Source organism: Planotetraspora silvatica (assembly GCF_016863315.1).
Lineage (GTDB): Bacteria > Actinomycetota > Actinomycetes > Streptosporangiales > Streptosporangiaceae > Planotetraspora > Planotetraspora silvatica.
Genome location: NZ_BOOQ01000059.1, coordinates 24,706 through 45,564, shown reverse-complemented (window position 1 = coordinate 45,564; position 20,859 = coordinate 24,706). Strand labels below are relative to the sequence as shown.

The window sequence follows — 20,859 nt, the reverse complement described above, 5'->3', positions numbered from 1 at the left end:
CCCCTGACCTGGGCCGCTTCGGTCAAGCCCCCGACCTGGGCGTCTCAGGCGGCCAGCAGGCGGTCGAGCTCGGCGGGTCCGGCGTTGCCCCCCGTGCAGACGACGGCCACCTCGCGACCGGCGAACTCCTCGCGTACGGACATCAGGCCGGCGAGCGCGGCCGCGCCGGCCCCCTCCGCCAGCGTGTGGGCCTCGGTGAGGAGCATCCGCTGGGCGCGCCGGATGTCGTCGTCGCCGACCAGCAGGAAGTCGGCCAGCCCGTCCCGCATGACGGCCTGGGGCGTCGCGAAGGCGGAACCGGTCGCCAGGCCGTCCACCACGGTCTCGCACGGCCGGGTCACGAGCTCTTTCGACGCCCAGGAGTCATGGGCGGCCGGCGCCGAGGCCGACTGCACGGCGATCACCCGGCAGCGGGGCGCGAGCGCGGCGGCGACCAGGCATGCGGCGGCCGCTCCCGTGCCGCTGCCGACGGGCACGAAGACGGCGTCGAGCCCGGGCCGTGCGGACAGGATCTCGAGGTAGAGCGTGGCGACTCCCGCGATGATGTCCGGCTCGTCGGCCGGGCTGATCAGGCGTCTGTCCTGGTCGTCGGCCAGCGCGCGGGCGTGGTCCGCCGCCTCGACCATGGTGGCGCCCGCGACGGTGACCGTGGCGCCGAGTGCCTGGACGGCGGCGACCTTGGCCGGATTGGGGTTCTCCGGCATCACGATCGAGCAGGCGACGCCGTACAGCCGGGCCGCGTAGGCCACCGACTGCGCGTGGTTGCCGGTGGAGTACGCGACGACTCCCCGGGATCTGTCGGGCATCCGGGCCAGCAGGTTGATCCCCCCGCGCACCTTGAAGGCGCCGGTGGGCTGGACGTTCTCGTGTTTGACCTGGACCCGCGCCCCCACGATCGAGTCGAGGACGGGATAGGACCACATGGGCGTCTCGGGCAGATGCCCGGCGATCAGCCGCCGGGCTTCCAGCACGTCGCGGAGCTCTGTCACGTACCCAGGGTGGCGTTCGATCGTGGCATAGGTCCAACTGAAGTCATCTCGTCAATCGATAGATGGCATTGATAGGTTTCGCGGCATGCTCGACATCGTACGGCTGCGGGTGCTGCTCGCCGTGTCGAGGACCGGTTCTGTGACCGCGGCGGCCAGGGAACTCCACTACGCCCAGCCCTCGGTCAGCCACCACCTCGCCCGCTTGGAGGCGGAGACCGGGGCGAAGCTCGTCCAGCGCGTGGGCCGCGGCATCCGGCTGACCGAGGCCGGCCGCCTGCTGGCGGAACGGGCCGCCGAGATCCTCGGGCGGCTCGACTCGGCCTCGGCCGAGCTCGCGGCCCATGTCGGGTTACGCGCCGGCCGGGTACGGCTGGCCGCCTTCCCCTCGGCGCTCGGCACCTTCGTCCCCGAGGCGGCCGTACGGCTCGCGCACGATCACCCCGGCCTCGACCTGCGCCTGGCCGAGGCCGAGCCGCCTGAGGCGTTGCGCATGTTGCGGGCCGGCGACGTGGACGTGGCGGTGGTCTTCCAGTACGGCCCTCACGGCGCGGCCGAGGGGGCCGGGCTTCGGACGACGCCTCTGCTCGACGAGCCGAGTCTGCTCGTCGTACCCGGCTCCGGGCCGCCCGCGACGGCGCTGCGGGACCACGCGGAGTCGCGCTGGATCGCGGGCTGCGATCGGTGCCGCGCCCACCTGCTCGATCTGTGCGCCCTCGCCGGATTCGAGCCCCGCATCTCGTTCACCACGGACGACTACGTCGCGGTCCAGGCCATGGTGGCCGCGGGCCTGGGCGTGGCCGTCCTGCCGAGGCTGGCGTTGTCGGCGCATCGTCACCCGGGCGTCCAGGTGACCGAGCTGCCCGGGTCGACGCGGCGGGTGTTCGCGGCGACGTACGGGGAGCCGCCCGATCCCCCCGCCATCGCCGCGCTGCTGGCCGCGCTCAGGTGAAAAACGGGATGCCGGGACCGGCGGTCACTTCGTACCATCGCGACCATGCCACCGATTCCGACGCTCGCCCTGTTCGCGGCCGCGACCCTCGCTCTGCTCCTGGTACCGGGACCCGCAGTGGTCTACATCGTGACCCGCAGCGTCGCCCAAGGCCGGGCGGCGGGGCTCGTCTCGGTGCTCGGGGTCCACGCCGGCTCGGTGGTGCACGTGACCGCCGCGGCACTCGGCATCAGCGCGCTGCTCGCGGCGTCGGCGACGGCCTTCGCGATCGTGAAGTACCTGGGTGCGGCCTATCTGGTCTACCTCGGCATCCGCAAGCTGATCAAACGCTCCGCTGCGGAGGAGCCCTTCGAGATGCGGCGGGCGTCCCGGTCCCGGCTGTTCGGAGAGGGGTTCGTCGTCAACGTGCTCAACCCCAAGACGGCGATCTTCTTCCTGGCGTTCCTCCCGCAGTTCGCCGACCCGTCGCGAGGACCCCTGGCGCCGCAGATCGTGGTGCTCGGGCTCATCTGGATCGTGCTCGGAATGGCGAGCGACGGCAGCTACGCCCTCCTGTCGTCGGCTCTGGCCGGGCGGCTCCGCCAGTCGGCCCGGGCCCGGCGGCGCCTGGACGTGGGCAGCGGAGTGGTCTACCTGGGCCTGGGAGCCGTCGCCGCCCTCACCTCCGAATCCGCGTGATCACCCGCCGTGATCATGCACGGGTTCGACGAGGCACCCCCTGACCTGCCACTCCCCCGGGCGTGATCATGCACAGGTTCGGAGATTGCCGGCCTGACCAGCGCAAACACCGGCCGTGATCATGCACACTTTCGCTGATTGGCCGGACGACCTGCGCTGATTCAGTTCGTGATCATGCGCACATTCGCGCAAACCCGCGACCAGCTGGCCGTACACACTTCGTGATCATGCAAGTCGGCATTGCATGATCACGAACGACGAAACCCCTGGTCGGCCGACGTTTCCCCGAATCCGTGCATGATCACGAACCGAGAACCCGCTGACCAGACGCCACCCCACCGAACCCGTGCATGATCACGGCCGGTGTTCGCGCTGGCCAACGGGCATGCGGACGAACCTGTGCATGATCACGCCGGGGTGGGGGGTGGGGTGGTGGCGGATTGGGCGATCTGCTTGGCCCATCGGTAGTCGGCCTTGCCGGCCGGCGACCGGAGTACTTCCTCCACGAACGCATACGTTCGCGGCACCTTGTACCCCGACAACCTCTCCCGGCAGTGGGTGTCCAGTTCCTCCCACACGGGAGCGGTCCCCTCATACGGCTGGACCACGGCCGCCACACGGGAGCCCCAGCGGTCGTCCGGTATCCCGGTGACGACGGCGTCGAAAACCGATGGATGCCCCTTCAGCACCGCCTCGACCTCCTCGGGGAAGACCTTCTCCCCGCCGGTGTTGATGCACTGCGAGCCCCGGCCGAAGATCTGGATCGTCCCGTCTTCTTCCACCATGGCCATGTCGCCCGACAGCAGCCATTTGATGCCCTCGCCGTCAGTCACGAACGTCCGCTCGGTCTTGTCCGGGTCGTTGTAGTACCCGAAGGCGATGCGCCCCGACCTCGCGACCATTCCCATGACTCCCGAGCCCGGCTCGACGGGCCTGAGCTTCTCGTCCAGTACGGCGATGCCCGCATCGGCCTTGGGCTGGTACTTCAGACCGGCCTCCGGAGTCGACCCCGCGACTCCCGACGCCGTGAAGCCGGACTCCGTCGACCCGAAGCTGTCCATGATCATCGAGTGCGGCAGCAACTCCTGCAGCCGCGCCCGGACCGTGCCGCTGAGGATCGCCCCCGTCGAGCTGACGACGGCGAGCGAGGACAGGTCGTACGCCCCGGTGGCGATCTCCTCGGCCAGCGGACGGGCCATCGCGTCGCCGGTGATGTTGATACTGAGGACCTTCTCGCGCTCGATCGCCCGCAACACGGCGACCGGGTCGAACTTGCGGACGTAGACCATGGTGGAGCCCATGCACCAACACAGGAACGTCCCCATCTGCGCCGCGCCGTGCATCAGCGGCGGCGCGGCCATCATGACGATCGGGTTGGCGTTGCGCGCCTGCTCGATGACCGACTCCGGCGTCTCCAGCGGCGCGCCGTACGGGTTGCCCCCGCCGAACGCCATGAACAGGTCCTCGACCCGCCACATCACGCCCTTGGGCATGCCGGTGGTCCCACCGGTGTAGATGATGTAGATGTCCTCGCCGGTCCGCGGTTCGAACCCTCGCGTCGCCGGTTGCGCTTCCAGGGCCTCGCCGTACGGCACGGCCTCCGAGATGGCGGAGTCGCCGCCGACGGCGATGAGGTGACGCAGCGCGGGAGCTTCGGGAGCGGCGGCGGCGACGCGGCCGTCGAACTCGACGTCGAACAGCAACGCCACGATGTCGGAGTCGCGATAGAGGTAGACCAGTTCCGCCTCGACATAGCGGTAGTTCACATTCACGGGCACGGCCCGGATCTTCAGCGCCGCGAGCAGCGCGGTGATGTACTCCAGCCCGTTGTAGAGCTGGATCCCGACGTGTTGCCCGCGCCGTACACCCTGGGCGGCCAGGTGATGGGCGAGGCGGTTGGCCTGTGCGTCGAGTTCGGCGTATGTCATACGGGTGTCGCCGCAGACGACGGCCACCCGGTCCCCGATCGTGTCCGCGAACCCTTCGAAAAGGTCGGCGTGATTGAACTCCATACGAGGGACCTCTCTCCCGGGGCCTGGCCGATCAGGGTTTTTGCGCTCCGACGATCCACATGGCGAAGAATTGCGCCCCTCCGCCGTAGGCGTGGCCGAGGGCCGTACGGGCGCCGTCGACCTGATGCTCACCAGCCATGCCTCTGACCTGCTGTGCCGCCTCCGCGAACCGGATCAGGCCGGAGGCGCCGATGGGGTTGGAGGACAGCACGCCGCCTGAGGCGTTCCACGGGATGTCGCCGTCGAGGGCCGTGCTGCCGGCCTCGGTGAGCTTCCATCCCTCGCCTTCGGGGGCGAAGCCGAGGTTCTCCAGCCACATCGGCTCGTACCACGAGAAGGGCACATAGACCTCGGCGACGTCGATCTCCCTGCGCGGATCGGTGATGCCGGCCTGGCGGTAGACATCTGCCGCGCAGTCCTTGCCGGCCTGGGGGCTCACCGTGTCGCGATCGGCCCGGGCCATCGGCTCGGACCGCATGGCCGTGCCGTGCACCCAGGCGGGCGTCCCGGTCACCTTGTCCTCGGAGGCGAGCACCATCGCGCAGGCGCCGTCCGACGACGGGCAGGTCTCCAGATAGCGGATCGGCTCCCACAACATCGGGGTCGACTCGACCATCTGCCGGTTGATCCCGGGGATCCGCAGGTGGGCGTAGGGATTCTTCAGGGCGTTCTGCCGGTCCTTGACCGCGACCAGCGTGCCGATGTGGTCGGGCGCGGCCGATCTGCGCATGTACTCGCGGATGTGCGGCGCGAAGTACCCGCCCGCGCCGACGACCAGCGAGGCGTTGAACGGCAGGTGCGTGGACAGGGCCCAGGTCGCGTTCGACTCCGACTGCTTCTCGAAGGCGACGACGAGCACCCGGTCGTGCACGCCGCCCTGGATGAGCGAGGCCCCGACCAGCGCCGTCGACCCGCCGACCGATCCCGCGGTGTGCACGCGCGTCATCGGCTTGCCCGCCGCGCCCAGGGCGTCCGCGAGGTACGCCTCGGGCATCATCACGCCCTCGAACAGGTCGGGGGCCTTGCCGATCACGACGGCGTCGATGTCCTTGAACGTCAGGCCCGCGTCCTCCAGTGCACGGAGGGCGGCCTCCCTGACCAGGCCGGCGATGGAGACGTCACGCCGCCTGGTCTGGTAGCGCGTCTGGCCGACGCCGATGACGGCACAACGGTTACCCACGGCAGCACCTCGATTGCATGATCACGATCGACGACTTCCCAGCTCAGGGCGTGAATTCGCGAACTTGCGCATGATCACGCCAGGGGTTTTCGCAGGTGGGACGGCCTGATCACGAACCTGTGCATGATCACGGCGAAAAGTGGGGGGCATGGGGGTTCAGGCCTCCAGGACGGTTACGAGGTTGTGCTGGAGGCAGGGGCCCGACGTGGCGTGGGCGACGGTACGGCCCGCGCCGCCGTCGAGGATCCGCGCCGCGGCCTCGCCGATGCGGATCAGCCCCGTCGCCATGACGGGGTTGGCCGCCAGCGGGCCGCCCGAGGGGTTGACCACGGTCTCCGCCGGCAACTCGAGCGCCTCGCGGAGGATGAGCTCCTCATGGCTGAACTGGGCGTGCAGCTCCGCGACGTCGACCGGCCCCTTGCCGACCCCGGCCGCCCGGCCGGCAGCCTCCGCGGACGGCGACCGCGTGAGATCACGCATGCCGAGGTAGTGGGGCTCGATCCGGTGGGCGATGCCCGTGATCCAGGCGGGACGCTCCGCAAGCTCTCGTGCGAGGTCGCCCGCGGCCAGCACGATCGCCGCGGCGCCGTCGGTGATCGGCGCCACGTCGTACGGCCTGAGCGGCTGGACCGCGAACTCCTCCCCGGAGGGGTCGTCGAGGTCGAGGGCGCGGGGGTTGTTCCGGCCGTCCGCGCGGCTGCGCCGTACGATCTCGTCGAGCTCGGCCCGGCCCGCGCCGTACGCGCTCGCCTGCAGGGCGGCGAAGGAGACCTGGTCGAGACCGAGCGGCGCGAGATAGTACGGGTCGAGCTGCAGGGTCATGATCTCCCGGAGGTCGCCCATGGACGACTTGCCGAAGCCGTAGACCAGCGCCGAGTCGACGTCCCCGTGCTGGAGCCGCACCCAGGCCTCGTACAGGGCCCACGCCGCGTCCATCTCGACGTGGCTCTCCGAGATCGGCGGCCAGGCGCCGAGGGCGTCCAGCGCGGAGACGAAGGAGAACGGCGCACCGGCCAGGTAGTCACAGCTCCCCGAGCAGGTGAACCCGAACCTCGACAGGCCGGACCGTTCCTTGACCTCCTGGATCACCGGGTGGATCAGCTCGAAGTCGGTCAGTCCCTCGTCGTGGTCGGTGTGCTCGGTCTGGGCGAAGGCGATGACCGCCACCTCACGCATACGGCTCCTCCCCTCACAGCTCGACGTCCGGCTCGCCCGTGGGGGCGAACCAGCGGATGTTGGCCATCGACAACGTGCGTTCCTCCGGCGGCGCCCAGACGGCCCTGACGCGCATGCCCTGACGCACCTCGTGTGCGGGCACGTCGGCCACCAGCGCGATCATCGGGACGTCCGCCCCGTCGAGCTGGATGTAGGCCGACACGAAGGGCACCTCGGGCGCCCGCGGGTCGGGGAGGTTGTTGATCGCGAAGGTGGTCACGGTGCCGGTGTCGGGCAGCTCGACCTCTTCGGAGATCGCCGAGCCGCACTCGGGGCACGACGTCCGGAAGGGCACGTAGACCTTGTCGCAGTGCGTGCAGCGCCCGGCCAGGAAGACGCCGTCGCGGACACCCTCCAGGAATCGGCTGAGCGACCGGCCCGGCCGGACGCGGTACTCCATGCGGATGGGCGCGACCATCGCGGTCACTTCAGGAACAAAGCACGAAATATCGGTTATGTGGCCGATGCGGTCCGCCTCCGGCTTCCACCGGGGACGGACGCGCAGCCCCGGGCGCATCGCCTTGGCATCGTCGGCGCCGACCGCGTGGACCAGCGCCGTGTCCGCGCCGTCCAGCTTGATCAGCGCCCAGGCGAACGGCCGGTCCAGCGGATGGCCCTTCCTCGGCGACTCGACCCAGGCCCAGCTCATCACGGTTCCGGCCGGGCCGACCTCGACGTAGTCGCCGGTCACCGGCTCCCCCGTCTCCGGTTCGTATTCCAGCGGCGGCACGAGCACCCGGCCTTCGGCGGTGCGCACGCCGACGATGCGGCCGTCGCGCAGCTCCGTCAGGAAGCGCCCGATCACCGGCCCCGTCGTCCGCGTGTACCCACCGGGGAACTCGAGTGCGTGCTCGGCGACCAGCGGTTCAGATGGCACGGTCACGGCCCTCCCAGTACGGGTCACGGAGTTTGCGCTTGAGGAGCTTGCCGTTCGGCTCGCGCGGCATGTCCTCGATGAAGTCGACGGTCTTGGGCCACTTCATCCGCGACAGCCGGCCTTCGAGCGTCCCGAGGATCTCCGCGGCGAGCTCGGGCCCGGGGTCGTTGCCGGGCATGGGCTCGATGACCGCCTTGATCTGCTCACCCCACTCGTCGTCGGGGATGCCGAAGACGGCGACGTCGGCGACCTTGGGATGGACCATCAGCTCGTTCTCGATCTCGGCCGGGTAGATGTTGGTGCCACCCGAGATGATCATGTCGGCCTTGCGGTCGCACAGGAACAGGTAGCCCTCGTCGTTGAGATAGCCGATGTCCCCGACGGTGAAGAAATCCCTGAGTCTGTTCGCGGCGGTCTTCTCGGGGTCGCCCTTGTACTCGAAGCGGCCGGCGCCCATCTTCATGTAGATCGTGCCGGGGGTCCCCACGGGAACGGGCTCGTGGTCGTCGTCCACGATGAGCAGTTCACTGATCGGCCAGGACGTGCCGACCGTGCCAGGATGCTTCTTCCAGCCGTCCGGGGTGGCGAGGGTGCCGCCGCCTTCCGTGGCCGCGTAGTACTCGTAGACGCAGTCGCCCCACCACTCGAACATCGCCCACTTGACCGGGACGGGACAGGGCGCCGCCGCGTGGATCATCCAGCGCAGCGTGGAGAGGTCGTACTTCGACTTGACCTCGTCGGGCAGCGCGAGCAGCCGCTTGAAGTGCGTGGGGACCATGTGCGAGTTGGTCACGCCGTACCTGGCGCACAGCCGCAGCGTCTCCTCCGGATCCCACTTGTCCATATAGACCAGCGTGTGGCCCATGTGCAGGGCCGATCCGCCGAACTGCGTCACGGCGGTGTGGTAGTTCGGCGAGGTGACCAGGTGCGCGTTGGGCGGCCCCGGGGTGATGCCGAACAACGCCAGCAGCCCCGTCATGAGCTCCGCCGAGTCGTCCGGATCCAGCCCGGTGAGGGCCCGTCTGACGCCCTTGGGCCGGCCCGTCGTGCCCGACGTGTAGTGCATCGTGGCGCCGGCCGTACGGTCCTCGGGAGCGGAGTCCGGCTGCCCCGCGGTGAGGTCCGCGACCGGCCTGAAGCCGTCGATCTCCCCGAAGGAGAACCGGCGCTCGGGCTCGACCTCCTCCGCGGCCCTGACGGCTTCCACGGCGTACCGATCGTGGGCGAAGAAGGCCTTCGCCTCGCTGTCGGCCAGGATGTAGGCGATCTCCGGCCCCGTCAGGTGCCAGTTGACCGGCGTGTAGTACCAGCCCGCCTGCAACGCCGCCAGATAGAGCGTGAGCCCCTCCACGCCGTTGGGCATCAGGCCGCAGATCCCGTCTCCGGCCTTCAGGCCGAGTTCACGGAGGCCGTGGACGAGCCGGTTGGCCCGGGAGAGCAACTCCCCACCCGTGTACTCGACGCCGTCGGGATCGATCGCGGCGATCCAACCAGGATCCGCCTGCGCAAGCCTCCAGAAACCCAGCGAGCCCATCGGAACTCCCTTGCCCGGTGTCGTCTGACATCCCCCGGATCGCCGCAGTGAAGCACGTTCTCGTTCTATCGACAAGCCCTGGCATTACTGGGGGGTTACGAACAAGAATCTGTTCTAGTTCGTAGTCCGCAGACTAACCCGGCCCGACCCTGCCGAGCAATCGCTTGATCAATTTTGGAGAGTCTCCATGGAGCTCCTGTCAATCAGTACGCCGCACTGCCGCGTCGAGCGCGACGGCCACGTCGTCGTCGTCACGATGGACCGCCCGGAGGCCAGGAACGCCCTCTCCATGGACATGCTGGTCGGGCTCGCCGACGCGTGGGCCTACATCTCCGCCGAACCGGACGTGCGCGTGGGCATCCTGACGGGCGCGAACGGGACGTTCTGCGCGGGAGCCGACCTCAAGGCCATGGGCACGCCGTCCGGTGACCCGCGGGTCCTCCAGCGCGCCCAGGAGATCCCCGACGTCCACTGGAAGGGCCTGCTGCGCGACAGCGGCGCCCTGCCCACCAAGCCGATCATCTGCGCGGTGGAGGGCTACGCGGTGGCGGGCGGCACGGAGTTGCTCGTCGGCACGGACCTGCGGATCGTGTCCGAGTCGGCGACCCTCGGCCTGTTCGAGGCCCGGCGGGCGCTGTTCCCGATGGGAGGCAGCGCCGTACGGCTGCCGCGCCAGATCCCCTACGCGTTCGCGATGGACGTCCTGCTGACCGGACGGGCCATCAGCGCGCAGGAGGCGCTGTCGATGGGGCTGGTCAACCGGGTCGTGCCGGACGGCCGGGCGCTGGCGGCCGCCCGCGAGACGGCCGACCAGGTCGCGGCCTGCGGCCCGCTCGCCGTGCAGGCGATCCTCCGGACCTACCGCGAGACCCTCGGCATGGCGGAGGGGGAGGCGCTCAAGGTGTCGGACACCATCGGCTGGCCGGTCATCGGCTCGCAGGACGCCAAGGAGGGATCGCTGGCGTTCCGCGAGAAGCGCCCCGCCGTCTACCGCGGCGAGTAGAGCGGCACGGCCCGCACCGGGTCCGCCGCCCTACCCCCGATCCGCGGGCTGCGGCGAGTAGGGCGTCACGCCCTGCCCTGGATCAGCGCCCGCGTGCCCGTCGTGCGCCAGCGCTCTCCCGTCGCGTCCAGGCCGGCCGACACCTCCTCGGCGACGCCCACGAGGACGTCGGACTTGAGGGTGCGCAGCGCGACCACCGGTCCGGGGAAGTACGCGGTGACCTCGGCGAACGGGATGTCCGACGGCCACATCCTGTCGCCGACCAGCCTGCGGTAGTTGAGGTCGCCCTTGGTGATGGTCAGCGACGCCGCGGCGAAGTCGTCCCGCAGGCTGTCCGGCATGTCGCTGTAGGGCAGCGGAGCGCACGCGAAGGGGTGGGTGCGCAGAACGAGACGCCCCGACCTCAGGGCCTGCCGGAGACGCACCCCGGCCTTGCCCGCCTCGCCCGGCGCCCCGGACAGGCGCCGCAGGCCGGCGAGGACGTCCGCGGGCGTGGCGTCGGAAACGAAGTACGGCTGCGGCTTGACGTGCAGGACGACCTCGGTGGCCAGTCTCCGGGCGAGAAGGTGGTCGATCAGGGCCAGGTCGGGCAGCAGTTCGCGGCCGGCGTTGTCCGCGACGACGCAGATCGTGCCGGGAGGACCGTCGTGGACCAGCGACCACAACAACTCGCCGTCGTCCACGACGAGGTCGGCCGCCGTGTCCTCTCCGAGCTCCCCGGTGATCTGGAAGGTGAGGTCGGCGCGGTTCCCCCACAGGGACGCCAGCAGCAGCGCCGTCTCCTTCTCCCGCTGGGGCAGCGCGGCGACCCGGTCCAGGCTCGCGAGTTCCTCGTCGACGATCGACCCCGTGAGCTCGGCCTGCTTGAAGGGCTCGAAGGGGTCGACGCCCCGCCACGGTCCCTCCGCGAAGTAACCCGTGGCCTCGAGCAGTCTGCGGTAGAAGAAACTCTCCGCCCAGAGGAACGGCGCGTCCGTCCACCGCCCGCGAAGGTAGTCGCGCCCCCACGTCAGCCAGGCCGCGAAGTCGTGGGCCGAGGCGTCGAGGGGTTGCATCTTGTCGGCGATGGCCTCCTCGAGCAGCCGGTCGAGCGCCTCGAGCCGGTCCGGCGAGTACGGCAGGGCATCCCTGACCTGCCGGACGAGCGCCGGATGCCGGTCGCGGAAGACGCCGAGCGCGTACGCCCCGGGGACGTTGCCCAGGATCGGCGGCGCGCTCACGGCCGCCCCCTGCCGGTTCCGCGCCGCGTCACCGGACGGCGCCGGTGTCCTGTCGTCCATCTCTACAGCTCCCCAGTCCGGCGCCCAACGGTCCGCCTGCATTCCATCAGAACGGGAGCCGCGGGCACGGCACCGCCCTCACCAGGGATGGGAAGAGGAGATCACGACGGCTCCACGGGGGCCGGTTCTCCCACGGCGATGGCCTTCACGCAGGTTCCCCCACTCACCGTGAGCGACAGTGAGCGGACGGCGGAGCGCACGGGGAAGTACACGACGCCGTCTCCCCGCTTCAACGGCAGGGTCAGCCGCCGCCCGTCCACCGTCGCGCTCGCCGTGGTGTCGACGAAGGCCGCATACCCCAGGCCCGCGACCGTCAGCGGCCCGCCGTCCGTGCTCAGCGGCAGGTCGACCACGCCGCCGATCGTGGGGAAACACGGCAGGCCCGCGGGAGGACCGAGCAGACCACCCCCCTTGATCGTCATCTTGACCAGATCGCCCTTGTCGTCGAAGACACGGGGCTCCGTGGCCGGCTCGGGGGCGCGCATGCTGTCGACGGCCCATCGCGGGGCCACGGGCGCGAGCACACGGGAGGTGAGGTCGGTGAGGCCGGTCGCCGGGATCGGCATCTCCATCGGCACGTCGGTCGGGTAGATGGCCGTGCCGGCGGGCGCGGCGGCGAGGGCACGGGCCGCGTTGCCGATGTAGGCCCGCTGTTCCGTAGTGTCGATCAGCTTGCCGAACGAGCTGGCCGACAGGATCGACAGGGCGGCCATCGCCCCCGCGAGCACGCCGGCCGTCGCCTTGACGGCGGGCCCGGACGGCGGCTTGATCAGATAGGTCCTGTTCCCGTTCCCGGGAAGGTCTCGTACGGGCAGGAACGCGAGGGCGAGACACACGGCGAGCACGGGGGCCGCGTCCGCGACGTACCGCAGCTCCCATCCGGACCACGCGGTGGCACGGCCCAGCCAGGTGAACAGCGCGTCGGCGACCAGCAGCCAGGTGAGCAGGACGAGCCAGGCCCGCCACGCGCCCCGGCGGAAGATCAGGCTCGCCACGACCGCCAGCGCCCACACCAGCCAGGCGAAGCCGAGGAGCAGTGCGGGCGGCGCGGCGTTCGCGAAGTGGCCCGCGCCCGGCTGCCAGCCGGCGGGGCCGCCGACCGCCCCGGTGAGGAACGTCTCGCCGATCACCCGCCCGATGTACGGCAGCAGCCCGATGCCGCGCTCGACGCCCACCGGCACGTACGAGCTGGCCGTGGCACCCGTGACGAGGTAGCACGCGCCGTACCCCGCGAGCAGGAGTCCGTGCAGGACGAGCAGGATGCGCTGCCGCAGGAGCAGCCGGAGCGCGTCACGGAGACCGCGGACCCCGGGGACCACAAGAGGCGCCGCGAACAACGTCACCACGACGAGCAGCAGCGGGATGACGGCCGCCTTGATGAAGAAGAGCAGGCCGAATGCCGTCCAGGCCACGGTCCGCAGGCCCGACTTGAGCGTCCCCTCGCGCAGGTGACGGACGTGGGCGTACAGCGCGCCCGCCACGGCGAGCTGGAGGGTGACGCTGAGCATGGCCGCCGAGTACCAGGCGACCGCGGGCACCGTCAGCGGCGAGAACAGGTAGAACGCCAGCGGCACCAGGATGGCCGGCCTGTCACCGAACAGCAGGCGCAATGTGCGCAGGACGTAGACATAAGCGCCGACCTGCATGAGGAGCACGACGGACCAGGTCAGGACCCAGTTGTATCCGGCCGCCCAGGTGAGGATCCACGTCAGGAACAGGCCCCCCGGCATGAGCTGGCCGTACACCGGCTGGGTCAGGTAGGACCAGCCGGGCGGTCCCTCCGTGGCGAGCGCGACGAAGCGGAAGTCGTCGACGCTGTACCAGGTGGCCCGCAACGCGACCACCTGGCAGACGACGGACAGGGCGATCATCGCCCAGGCCGCGCCCGCGACCTTCTTCCCGCGCCGCCACGTCGGCGGCGTGATTGTCGGCGACACCGCCCTCAGCCCTCCGTGGCCGGCACGGCGACGCCGACGACCCCACTCGTGACGCAGAGGTCCTGCGTCGTGGTGATGCGCATCTCGGTGTCCTTCGCGCGCGTCATGAAGTACATGCTGTGGGCGCCGGGCGGAAGGGTCACCGCGACCCTCGTCGTGCCCACGAGAACGGTCGCCGGTCCGCCTGCCGCGCGGAGGTAGGAGAAACCGGCGAGGGCGTAGTCGCCCTTGGTGGCGATCGGGAGCGTGAGGGTGCTGCCCATCCGCGGGAAGCATTCGCCGCCGCTCGGCCGCACCTGGCCGGCGTAGGGCTTCAACGCGGTCAGGTTCCCGTCGCGGTCCAGCACCTTGGGGTCGGCCGACGGCTGCGGGTCGCGCATCATCGCGCGGACGGCGGGCGGCGCGAGCGGGCCGAGCACGTGCGAGCTGAGGTTGGCCTCCCCGAATCCGTAGAACACCACGTCGTCGGGCAGCGCCTGCGGATACAGCTGAGTGCCCGGGGGGAGGGTCGCGAGAGTCCGCTCGGCCGTCGCCAGGTAGTTCCGGTCACGATCCGCCCTCGCCTCGAAGCCCGTCGTGTAGCGCTCGACGGAGACGAACGACAGGAGCAGGCAGGCGCCCGCGAACACGCCGCCGGCGGCCGCGGCCCTGCCCGCGGGGAACACCCTCCTGTACGGCTCCCGCTCGCCCTGGACCGGAAGCGTGGCGAGGGCGAGACACAACGCGAGCGCGAGCGCGGCGTCGGCGAGATAACGCGGTTCGAGGGCCTGTGAGGCGTACTGCCCGCGCCCCAGCACGACCGGCACGAAGTCGACGGCGACCAGGTAGACGATCAGCCCCGCCCACGCCCACCCTGCGGACCTTCGGCACCGCAGGGTCACCACGAGCAGCGCGGCGAAGGCCAGCCAGGACGACAGCAGCAGCAGATCAGGGGGGACGGCCCAGCCGCCGAACCAGTCGATCGGGCCGCCCAGGGCGAGTGCGGGGAAGACCTTGCCCAGCAGCGTCCCGGCGAAGGCGGCGGTGTCCGCGAAGGAGGGAAGCCCGACGGGCTGATCCGACGTGTCGAGGCCGAGCACGAAGAGGACGGCGCAGGCCGCGAGGACCACGGCGTAGACCAGCCAGACCCGCAGGTGGCGGACCAGTGCCGTCCGCACGCCGCCGAAGTATCCCGCCGTCACCATGAAGGCCAGCAGGGGGAAGGCGCCGGCGGCCTTGAGGAAGAACGAGCCGAGGGCCACGAGGAACCAGCAGGCGGCGGCCACGACGTGACGTGTGCGCCCGCTGCGCAGGTAGAGGACGTGCGAGGTGAGCGCGAGCGCGAGGGCGAGTTGGAGCGGCACGGCCTCGAGCCCGGCCGCCCACCACAGCAGCGCGGGCACCGTGAGCGGCGTGAAGAGGTACAGCCCGAACGGGACCAGGATCGCGCGACGCGGTCCGAACAGGACCCGGAGCAGCCGGTAGACCGCGAACGACGCGGCGACCTGCAGGACGAGCAGCACCGACGCGGCGAGGACCCAGTTGTACACGTCGGCGCGGGAGACGGCCCAGACGACGGCGAACCCGACGGGAAGCAGCTTCGGGCCGTACATCGACGTGAGGTAGTCCCACCCGAAGGGGTGCTCCATCGCCCGGACGATGTAGGCGTAGTCGTCGCCCCAGAAGTAGCTCCGGCCGAGCAGCACGCCCTTCCACACCAGCTGGATCGCGACGAGCGTGAGCGCGACGATGCTCAGCCCGTGACGCCGGAGGAAGCCCGCGCCCATCCAGGAGGGGAGCGCGAGCTCCACGACGACTTCTCCCCCGCTCGCGGCCTGCTTCGAGGTCGCCACGTGTCTCCCGCCCGTTTCACCGAATAATCGTCCAAAGACGATTTAGTCGACTTCGGCGCTCGCGGGCGAGCACACGAGGATAACGTTTGGCCTCGCACGACTCAGGGGGAGCCGGAACCCTCAGTCCGTCGTCATGCGGTCGAGTCGCTCCATCGCCTCGATGTACTCCTCGACCATCTCGAAGACGACCTGCCTGGCCGGCTTGACCTGGTTCATCGAGCCGATGATCTGCCCCGCGGGGAAGGTGGCGAGCTCGGCCGCGGTGGAGTTGCCGATCCGGCGCAGCGCGGGCGACACCAGCATGTACTGCAGCGGCATCGGCAGCGTCCCCGGCGACTCGGCGGACTCCCAGGCGTCGGTCCACTCGTTCTTGAGCAGCCGGGCGGGCTTTCCGGTCCAGCTCCGCGACCGGACCGTGTCACGCGAGGTGGCCTCCAGGATGCGCCGCTTGGCCATCTCCGGGGTGTCCGCCTCCTCGACGGTGAGCCAGATGGACCCGGTCCACACGCCTTCTGCCCCGAGCGCCATCCCGGCGGCCATCTGGCGGCCGCCGCCGATGCCGCCCGCGGCCAGAACGGGCACGTCGACCGCGTCGACGACCTGGGGGATCAGCACCATCGAGGAGATCTCCCCGGTGTGCCCGCCCGCCTCGGTGCCCTGCGCCACGACGACGTCGACGCCCACCTCGACCTGCTTCATCGCGTGACGCGGAGTGGAGGCGAGCGCGGCCACCTTGACGCCCTTCGCGTGCGCGAGTTCGACCACGTCGGCCGGCGGCGGGCCCAGGGCGTTGGCCAGCAGCGCGATGGGGTGTTTCAGGGCCACCTCGACCTGCGGCCGCGCGGTCGCGTCCGTCCAGCCGAGCAGCACCTTCCCGGGGTCGGCCCCCGTCAGGGCCGGCACGTCGTGCTTGGCGAGCAGGTCCTCGACGAAGGCCCGGTGTTCCGGAGTGATCATTCCCTGCAATCGGGCGACCAGGTCGGCCGGAGAGTCGAGGCCGAGGTCGGCTCCGGCATAGGAGGCCGGCATGACCACGTCCACGCCGTACGGCCGGCCGCCGACGTGCTCGTCGATCCAGGCGAGCTCCACCTCGAGCTCTTCCGGCGTGTAGGCGAGGGCGCCGAGGACTCCCATGCCGCCGGCGCGGCTGACCGCGGCGACGACATCCCGGCAATGACTGAAAGCGAAGATCGGTAACTCGATGCCGAACATGTCGGTGACGCGGGTCCGCATGTCTCGACTGTACGACCGGACGCCACGAAACTGCAACGTGTTCTACAACTATGATTTTCGGGGTCCTACCACCCGGTAACCACGGGACGAGAGCACGATGATCAGACAACAGGAACACGTTTCAAACAATGCCCCGGACCTGCGGTCCATCTCGACGCACAATCGCCCCGGCACAATGGGTAAATCCTCGACGAATATGAGTCAGATTTCGTGACATAACGGGATTGCGGCCATACCACCGGGGTCGTAGTTTCCCGGTATGGATCTGGAGCTGCGCCACCTCAAGATCGTGCGAGCGGTCGCCGAGTCCGGCAGCGTCACCAAGGCCGCCACGCGGCTCGGACTGGCCCAGCCGTCCCTGACCGCGCAACTCAAACGGATCGAGCGCACCCTCGGAGGTCCCCTGTTCGAGCGTGACCGCAACGGCGCCAGACCGACACCGCTCGGCGAGATGGTGTTGTCGCGTGCGCGGGTCCTGCTGCCCGCCGTCCGCGAGCTCCAGGAGGACGCGGTGCGGTTCGCCAACAAGTCCGAGGACATCCCCGGATATCGCATCGGGGCCACCCACGGGCCGATACTCGGCGGGCTCGTCGAGCGTCTCACCACCGCCCATCCCGCCACCCCCGTGACCACCCGCACGTCATGGTCGGCGCAGGAGCTGACCTCGCTCGTGAGCTCGGGCAGGCTCGACTTCGCACTGGTCGGGACCTGCGGCGACAGCCCGCCGCCGCAAGCCGAGGCGATGAGCTGGAGCACGGTGGCCGCCGATCCCGTCTTCGTCCTCCTGCCCGAAGACCATCCGCTCGCGGAAGAAAAGGAGCTGGAGTTGTCCCGGCTCGCCGGCGAGAGCTGGGCGGTCGCGCCGGGCGACGGGTGCTTCGCCGACTGCTTCGCCGGCGCCTGCGCCCGGGCGGGCTTCGTCCCCCTGTCCATCTACGAGACCGACGTCGCCACCTGCCTGCACCTGGTGGGCGTGGGAAAGGCCGTCGCACTGTGCCAGGCGACCTTCCAGCTGACGGCAGGTCTCGTGATGATGCCGCTGGTCGGTACACCGTTGCGCTGGCGTCACCTGCTCGGCTGGCACGACGACTCCATCGCGGCGCGAGTGTCGTCGTCCGTCGTCCACCACGCGCGGGCCGCGCACGCCGACACCGTACGGCGAAGCCACCGATACGCCGACTGGCTCGTCGCCCATCCGCAGTTCAGGGCCATTCCATAATTCGGCGGTAGGGGTCATCTGATAGATCCACACACGGCATGGGCTCGGTTACCTTGGCGGCACCCCCCCAACCACCCAAGGAGAGCCAATGCTCCACAGACGCACGGTCATCGCCGGATGCGCTCTGGTCATCGGCGCCATCACCGCGATGGCGTCACCCGCGGCCGCCGCACCTGCCCCTGGCGCCGCCCCCGCAATCTCCGCTTCCGCCGTCAAACCGCCGCCCGGCATGCTCGACGCCATGAAGCGCGACCTCAACCTCAGCTCCGAGCAGGCCGAGTCGCGACTGCTCAACGAGGCCCACGCCGGTGCGGTCGAGCCCCGGATCCGCAAGGATCTCAAGGACACGTTCGCCGGCTCGTGGCTGGCGGGAGACACCGCCTCGACGCTCGTGGTCGCCACGACGGACGCCTCCAGCGCCGCGGCCATCACCGCGTCGGGCGCCCAGGTCAGGACGGTCGACCACAGCCTCGACGCGCTCAACGCCGCCAAGGAGACCCTGGACCGGCACGCCGCCAGTGCGCCCAGGACCGCGCCCGTCTGGTACGTCGACGTCCGGAGCAACCGCGTCGTCGTCCTGTCCTCCCAGCCCGCGCAGGCCGACGCCTTCGTCGCCGCCAGCGGCGTGGACAAGTCGCTCGTCCGGATCGAGATGTCCAACGAGCAGCCCCGCACGTACTACAACGTGCGCGGCGGCGACGCGTACTACATCAACAGCTCCTCCCGCTGCTCCGTCGGCTTCGCCATCACCCGCGGCACCACCAACGGTTTCGTGAGCGCCGGTCACTGCGGCCGCGCGGGGAACACCACGACCGGCTTCAACCAGGTCGCCCAGGGCACCTTCCAGGGCTCGTCCTTCCCGGGCAACGACTACTCCTGGGTCGCCGTCAACAGCAATTGGACATCCGTCCCCTACGTCAACAACGGCAGCGGCGGCAACATCACGGTCAGCGGCTCCACCGTCGCCGTCGTGGGCGCCTCCATCTGCCGCTCCGGCTCCACCACCGGCTGGCACTGCGGCACCGTCCAGCAGCTCAACACCAGCGTGACCTACTCCCAGGGCACCGTCTCCGGCGTCACCCGCACCAACGTCTGCGCCGAGCCCGGCGACTCCGGCGGCTCCTTCATCTCCGGCAGCCAGGCCCAGGGCGTCACCTCCGGCGGTTCGGGCAACTGCACCTCCGGCGGCACGACCTACTTCCAGCCCGTCAACGAGATCCTCTCGACGTACGGCCTGACCCTCGTGACGTCCGGCGGCGGCAACCCGCCCCCCGCCGTTTGCTCCGGCTACCAGTCGACCTACACCGGCAGCCTGACCAGCGGCGCGAGCGCCTACCAGCCGAACAACTCCTACTACACGACGACCGTGACCGGGACCCACCGCGGCTGCCTCGACGGTCCCAACGGCGTCGACTTCGACCTCTACCTGCAGAAGTGGAGCGGCACCGCATGGGTCAACGTCGCCCAGGGCACCTCGTCGGGCCCTGACGAGACCCTCACCTACACCGGCACCGCCGGCCAGTACCGCTACCGCGTCCACGCCTACAGCGGCTCCGGCACCTACTCCCTGGGTGTCACCCGGCCGTAACAGCAGCCGTAACGCCAGGCCGTGACAGCCTGGCGGGGACGACCGCCGCACGACAGGCGCCGCCGTACATGTGTACGGCGGCGCCTCCGTGTCCCGGAGGTCACCGACAGGTAGATTCGGCACCGGCTCCCCCGTACCCGACAGACCTCCACGAGGAGAGCCCATGCTCCGCGGTCGCACAACCACCAGGGGATCCGGCCTGGCGATCGGTGTCCTGGTCATCAGCGTCCTGATCACCGCACCCGCCGTCGCGGACCCCGCGCCGGAGACGGCGGACGCCCAGCCCTCCCAGGCGATGCTCGACGCGATCCAGCACGACCTCGGCCTCAGCGCGGAGCAGGCCAGAACCCGGCTGCTCAACGAGTCGCGCGCGAGCGCGTCCGAGGTGGTCCTGCGGGGCAGGCTCGGCGACAGCTACGCGGGCGCGTGGGTCACCGGGCCCGCGTCCGAGACGTTCGTCGTGGCCACGACGAACGCCTCACAGAGCGAGACCATCACCGCGTCAGGCGCGCGGGCCGAAGTGGTCCGCCACAGCCTCGCCGAACTGACCGCGTCCAAGGAGGCTCTGGACCGGCACTCCTCGACCGCTCCCGGGAGCACTCCCGTCTGGTACGTCGACGTCCGGAACAACCAGGTCGTCGTCCTGTCCTCCGAGCCCTCGGAGGCCGACGCCTTCGTCGCCAGAAGCGGCGCCGACACGTCACTCGTCCACGTGGAACGGTCGGACGAACGGCCGAGGACCTACCTGGACCTGCGCGGGGGCGACGCCTACTACATCGGCGGCTCGGCGCGCTGCTCGGTCGGCTTCTCCGTGGTCCGCGGCGGCACCAACGGCTTCGTGAGCGCCGGTCACTGCGCCGACGCGGGGAGCTCGACGACCGGCTACAACCAGGTGGCCCAGGGCACCTTCCAGGGCTCGTCGTTCCCGGGCGACGACTACTCCTGGGTCGCCGTCAACGGCGACTGGACGCCACGGCCATGGGTCGGCAACGGCGGCGGCGACATCATCGTCAAAGGGTCCGCAGCCTCCATCCAAGGCGCCTCCGTGTGCCGTTCCGGCTCCACCACCGGCTGGCACTGCGGCACCATCGAGCAGCGCGACGCCAGCGTGACCTACTCCCAGGGCACCGTCTCCGGCGTCACCCGCACCAACGTCTGCGCCGAGCCCGGCGACTCCGGCGGCTCCTTCATCTCCGGCAGCCAGGCCCAGGGCGTCACCTCCGGCGGCTCCGGCGACTGCGCGTCCGGCGGCACGACCTACTTCCAGCCCGTCAACGAGATCCTCTCCGCCTACGGCCTGACCCTCGTGACCGGCTAGCCGCATCGACCCGCA

At 70.3% G+C, this 20,859-nt stretch carries 16 protein-coding genes; 6 read left to right on the top strand and 10 right to left on the bottom strand.

The window, feature by feature from the left end; all coding sequences use genetic code 11:
• Positions 1-44 precede the first annotated feature (44 nt).
• A complete protein-coding gene (locus tag Psi02_RS36825; RefSeq protein WP_239095473.1) occupies positions 45-989 on the bottom strand; it encodes a threonine ammonia-lyase in 945 nt (314 codons plus the stop codon).
• An 85-nt stretch (positions 990-1,074) separates the two neighbouring features.
• Between Psi02_RS36825 and Psi02_RS36820 the strand changes: the two genes are divergently transcribed.
• Both Psi02_RS36820 and Psi02_RS36815 read left to right on the top strand, forming a co-directional pair.
• The gene (locus Psi02_RS36820; RefSeq protein WP_203980493.1) at positions 1,075-1,938 is read left to right on the top strand and encodes a LysR family transcriptional regulator; all 864 of its coding nucleotides are present in this window, start codon (positions 1,075-1,077) and stop codon (positions 1,936-1,938) included.
• Between the two features lie 45 nt (positions 1,939-1,983).
• Complete coding sequence (locus Psi02_RS36815) at positions 1,984-2,616, top strand: LysE family translocator (protein WP_203980492.1); 633 nt, start codon at positions 1,984-1,986, stop codon at positions 2,614-2,616.
• A gap of 407 nt (positions 2,617-3,023) precedes the next feature.
• On the opposite strand, the gene Psi02_RS36810 is transcribed toward Psi02_RS36815, so the two are convergent.
• The 5 genes from Psi02_RS36810 to Psi02_RS36790 form a co-directional block, all read right to left on the bottom strand.
• The gene (locus tag Psi02_RS36810) at positions 3,024-4,628 is read right to left on the bottom strand and encodes an acyl-CoA synthetase (protein ID WP_203980491.1); all 1,605 of its coding nucleotides are present in this window, start codon (positions 4,626-4,628) and stop codon (positions 3,024-3,026) included.
• Between the two features lie 31 nt (positions 4,629-4,659).
• A complete protein-coding gene (locus Psi02_RS36805) occupies positions 4,660-5,808 on the bottom strand; it encodes a thiolase family protein (protein WP_203980490.1) in 1,149 nt (382 codons plus the stop codon).
• 156 nt (positions 5,809-5,964) lie between these two features.
• Positions 5,965-6,984, bottom strand: a complete 1,020-nt coding sequence (locus tag Psi02_RS36800) for a thiolase family protein (RefSeq protein ID WP_203980489.1) — start codon at positions 6,982-6,984, stop codon at positions 5,965-5,967.
• Between the two features lie 13 nt (positions 6,985-6,997).
• On the bottom strand, positions 6,998-7,900 hold the full coding sequence (locus Psi02_RS36795) for a Zn-ribbon domain-containing OB-fold protein (RefSeq protein WP_373317750.1): 903 nt from the start codon (positions 7,898-7,900) through the stop codon (positions 6,998-7,000).
• Positions 7,890-9,434 carry an acyl-CoA synthetase gene (locus tag Psi02_RS36790; protein ID WP_203980488.1) on the bottom strand — a complete coding sequence of 515 codons (1,545 nt, stop codon included), beginning with the start codon at positions 9,432-9,434 and terminating at the stop codon, positions 7,890-7,892. The genes Psi02_RS36795 and Psi02_RS36790 overlap by 11 nt, the downstream gene beginning before the upstream one ends.
• Positions 9,435-9,621: 187 nt before the next feature.
• Between Psi02_RS36790 and Psi02_RS36785 the strand changes: the two genes are divergently transcribed.
• Positions 9,622-10,437, top strand: coding sequence for a crotonase/enoyl-CoA hydratase family protein (locus Psi02_RS36785; RefSeq protein WP_203980487.1), 816 nt, complete (start codon positions 9,622-9,624; stop codon positions 10,435-10,437).
• Positions 10,438-10,502: 65 nt separating this feature from the next.
• Here Psi02_RS36785 and Psi02_RS36780 read toward each other — a convergent pair whose 3' ends face one another.
• The 4 genes from Psi02_RS36780 to Psi02_RS36765 all read right to left on the bottom strand — a co-directional run bounded on the left by Psi02_RS36780 (position 10,503) and on the right by Psi02_RS36765 (position 16,719).
• A complete protein-coding gene (locus Psi02_RS36780; protein ID WP_203980486.1) occupies positions 10,503-11,717 on the bottom strand; it encodes a damage-control phosphatase ARMT1 family protein in 1,215 nt (404 codons plus the stop codon).
• A gap of 101 nt (positions 11,718-11,818) precedes the next feature.
• Positions 11,819-13,654 (bottom strand): glycosyltransferase family protein, encoded by a 1,836-nt coding sequence (locus Psi02_RS36775; RefSeq protein WP_203980485.1) that lies wholly within the window; start codon positions 13,652-13,654, stop codon positions 11,819-11,821.
• Between the two features lie 5 nt (positions 13,655-13,659).
• Positions 13,660-15,486 carry a hypothetical protein gene (locus Psi02_RS36770; RefSeq protein WP_203980484.1) on the bottom strand — a complete coding sequence of 609 codons (1,827 nt, stop codon included), beginning with the start codon at positions 15,484-15,486 and terminating at the stop codon, positions 13,660-13,662.
• A gap of 120 nt (positions 15,487-15,606) precedes the next feature.
• Entirely contained in the window at positions 15,607-16,719 is a 1,113-nt protein-coding gene (locus tag Psi02_RS36765; protein ID WP_203980483.1) for an NAD(P)H-dependent flavin oxidoreductase, read from the bottom strand.
• Positions 16,720-16,978: 259 nt separating this feature from the next.
• Between Psi02_RS36765 and Psi02_RS36760 the strand changes: the two genes are divergently transcribed.
• The 3 genes from Psi02_RS36760 to Psi02_RS36750 all read left to right on the top strand — a co-directional run bounded on the left by Psi02_RS36760 (position 16,979) and on the right by Psi02_RS36750 (position 20,844).
• Complete coding sequence (locus tag Psi02_RS36760; protein WP_203980482.1) at positions 16,979-17,938, top strand: LysR family transcriptional regulator; 960 nt, start codon at positions 16,979-16,981, stop codon at positions 17,936-17,938.
• 88 nt (positions 17,939-18,026) lie between these two features.
• Entirely contained in the window at positions 18,027-19,526 is a 1,500-nt protein-coding gene (locus Psi02_RS36755; protein ID WP_203980481.1) for a S1 family peptidase, read from the top strand.
• Positions 19,527-19,689: 163 nt separating this feature from the next.
• Positions 19,690-20,844 (top strand): S1 family peptidase, encoded by a 1,155-nt coding sequence (locus tag Psi02_RS36750; RefSeq protein WP_203980480.1) that lies wholly within the window; start codon positions 19,690-19,692, stop codon positions 20,842-20,844.
• Positions 20,845-20,859: the final 15 nt, after the last annotated feature.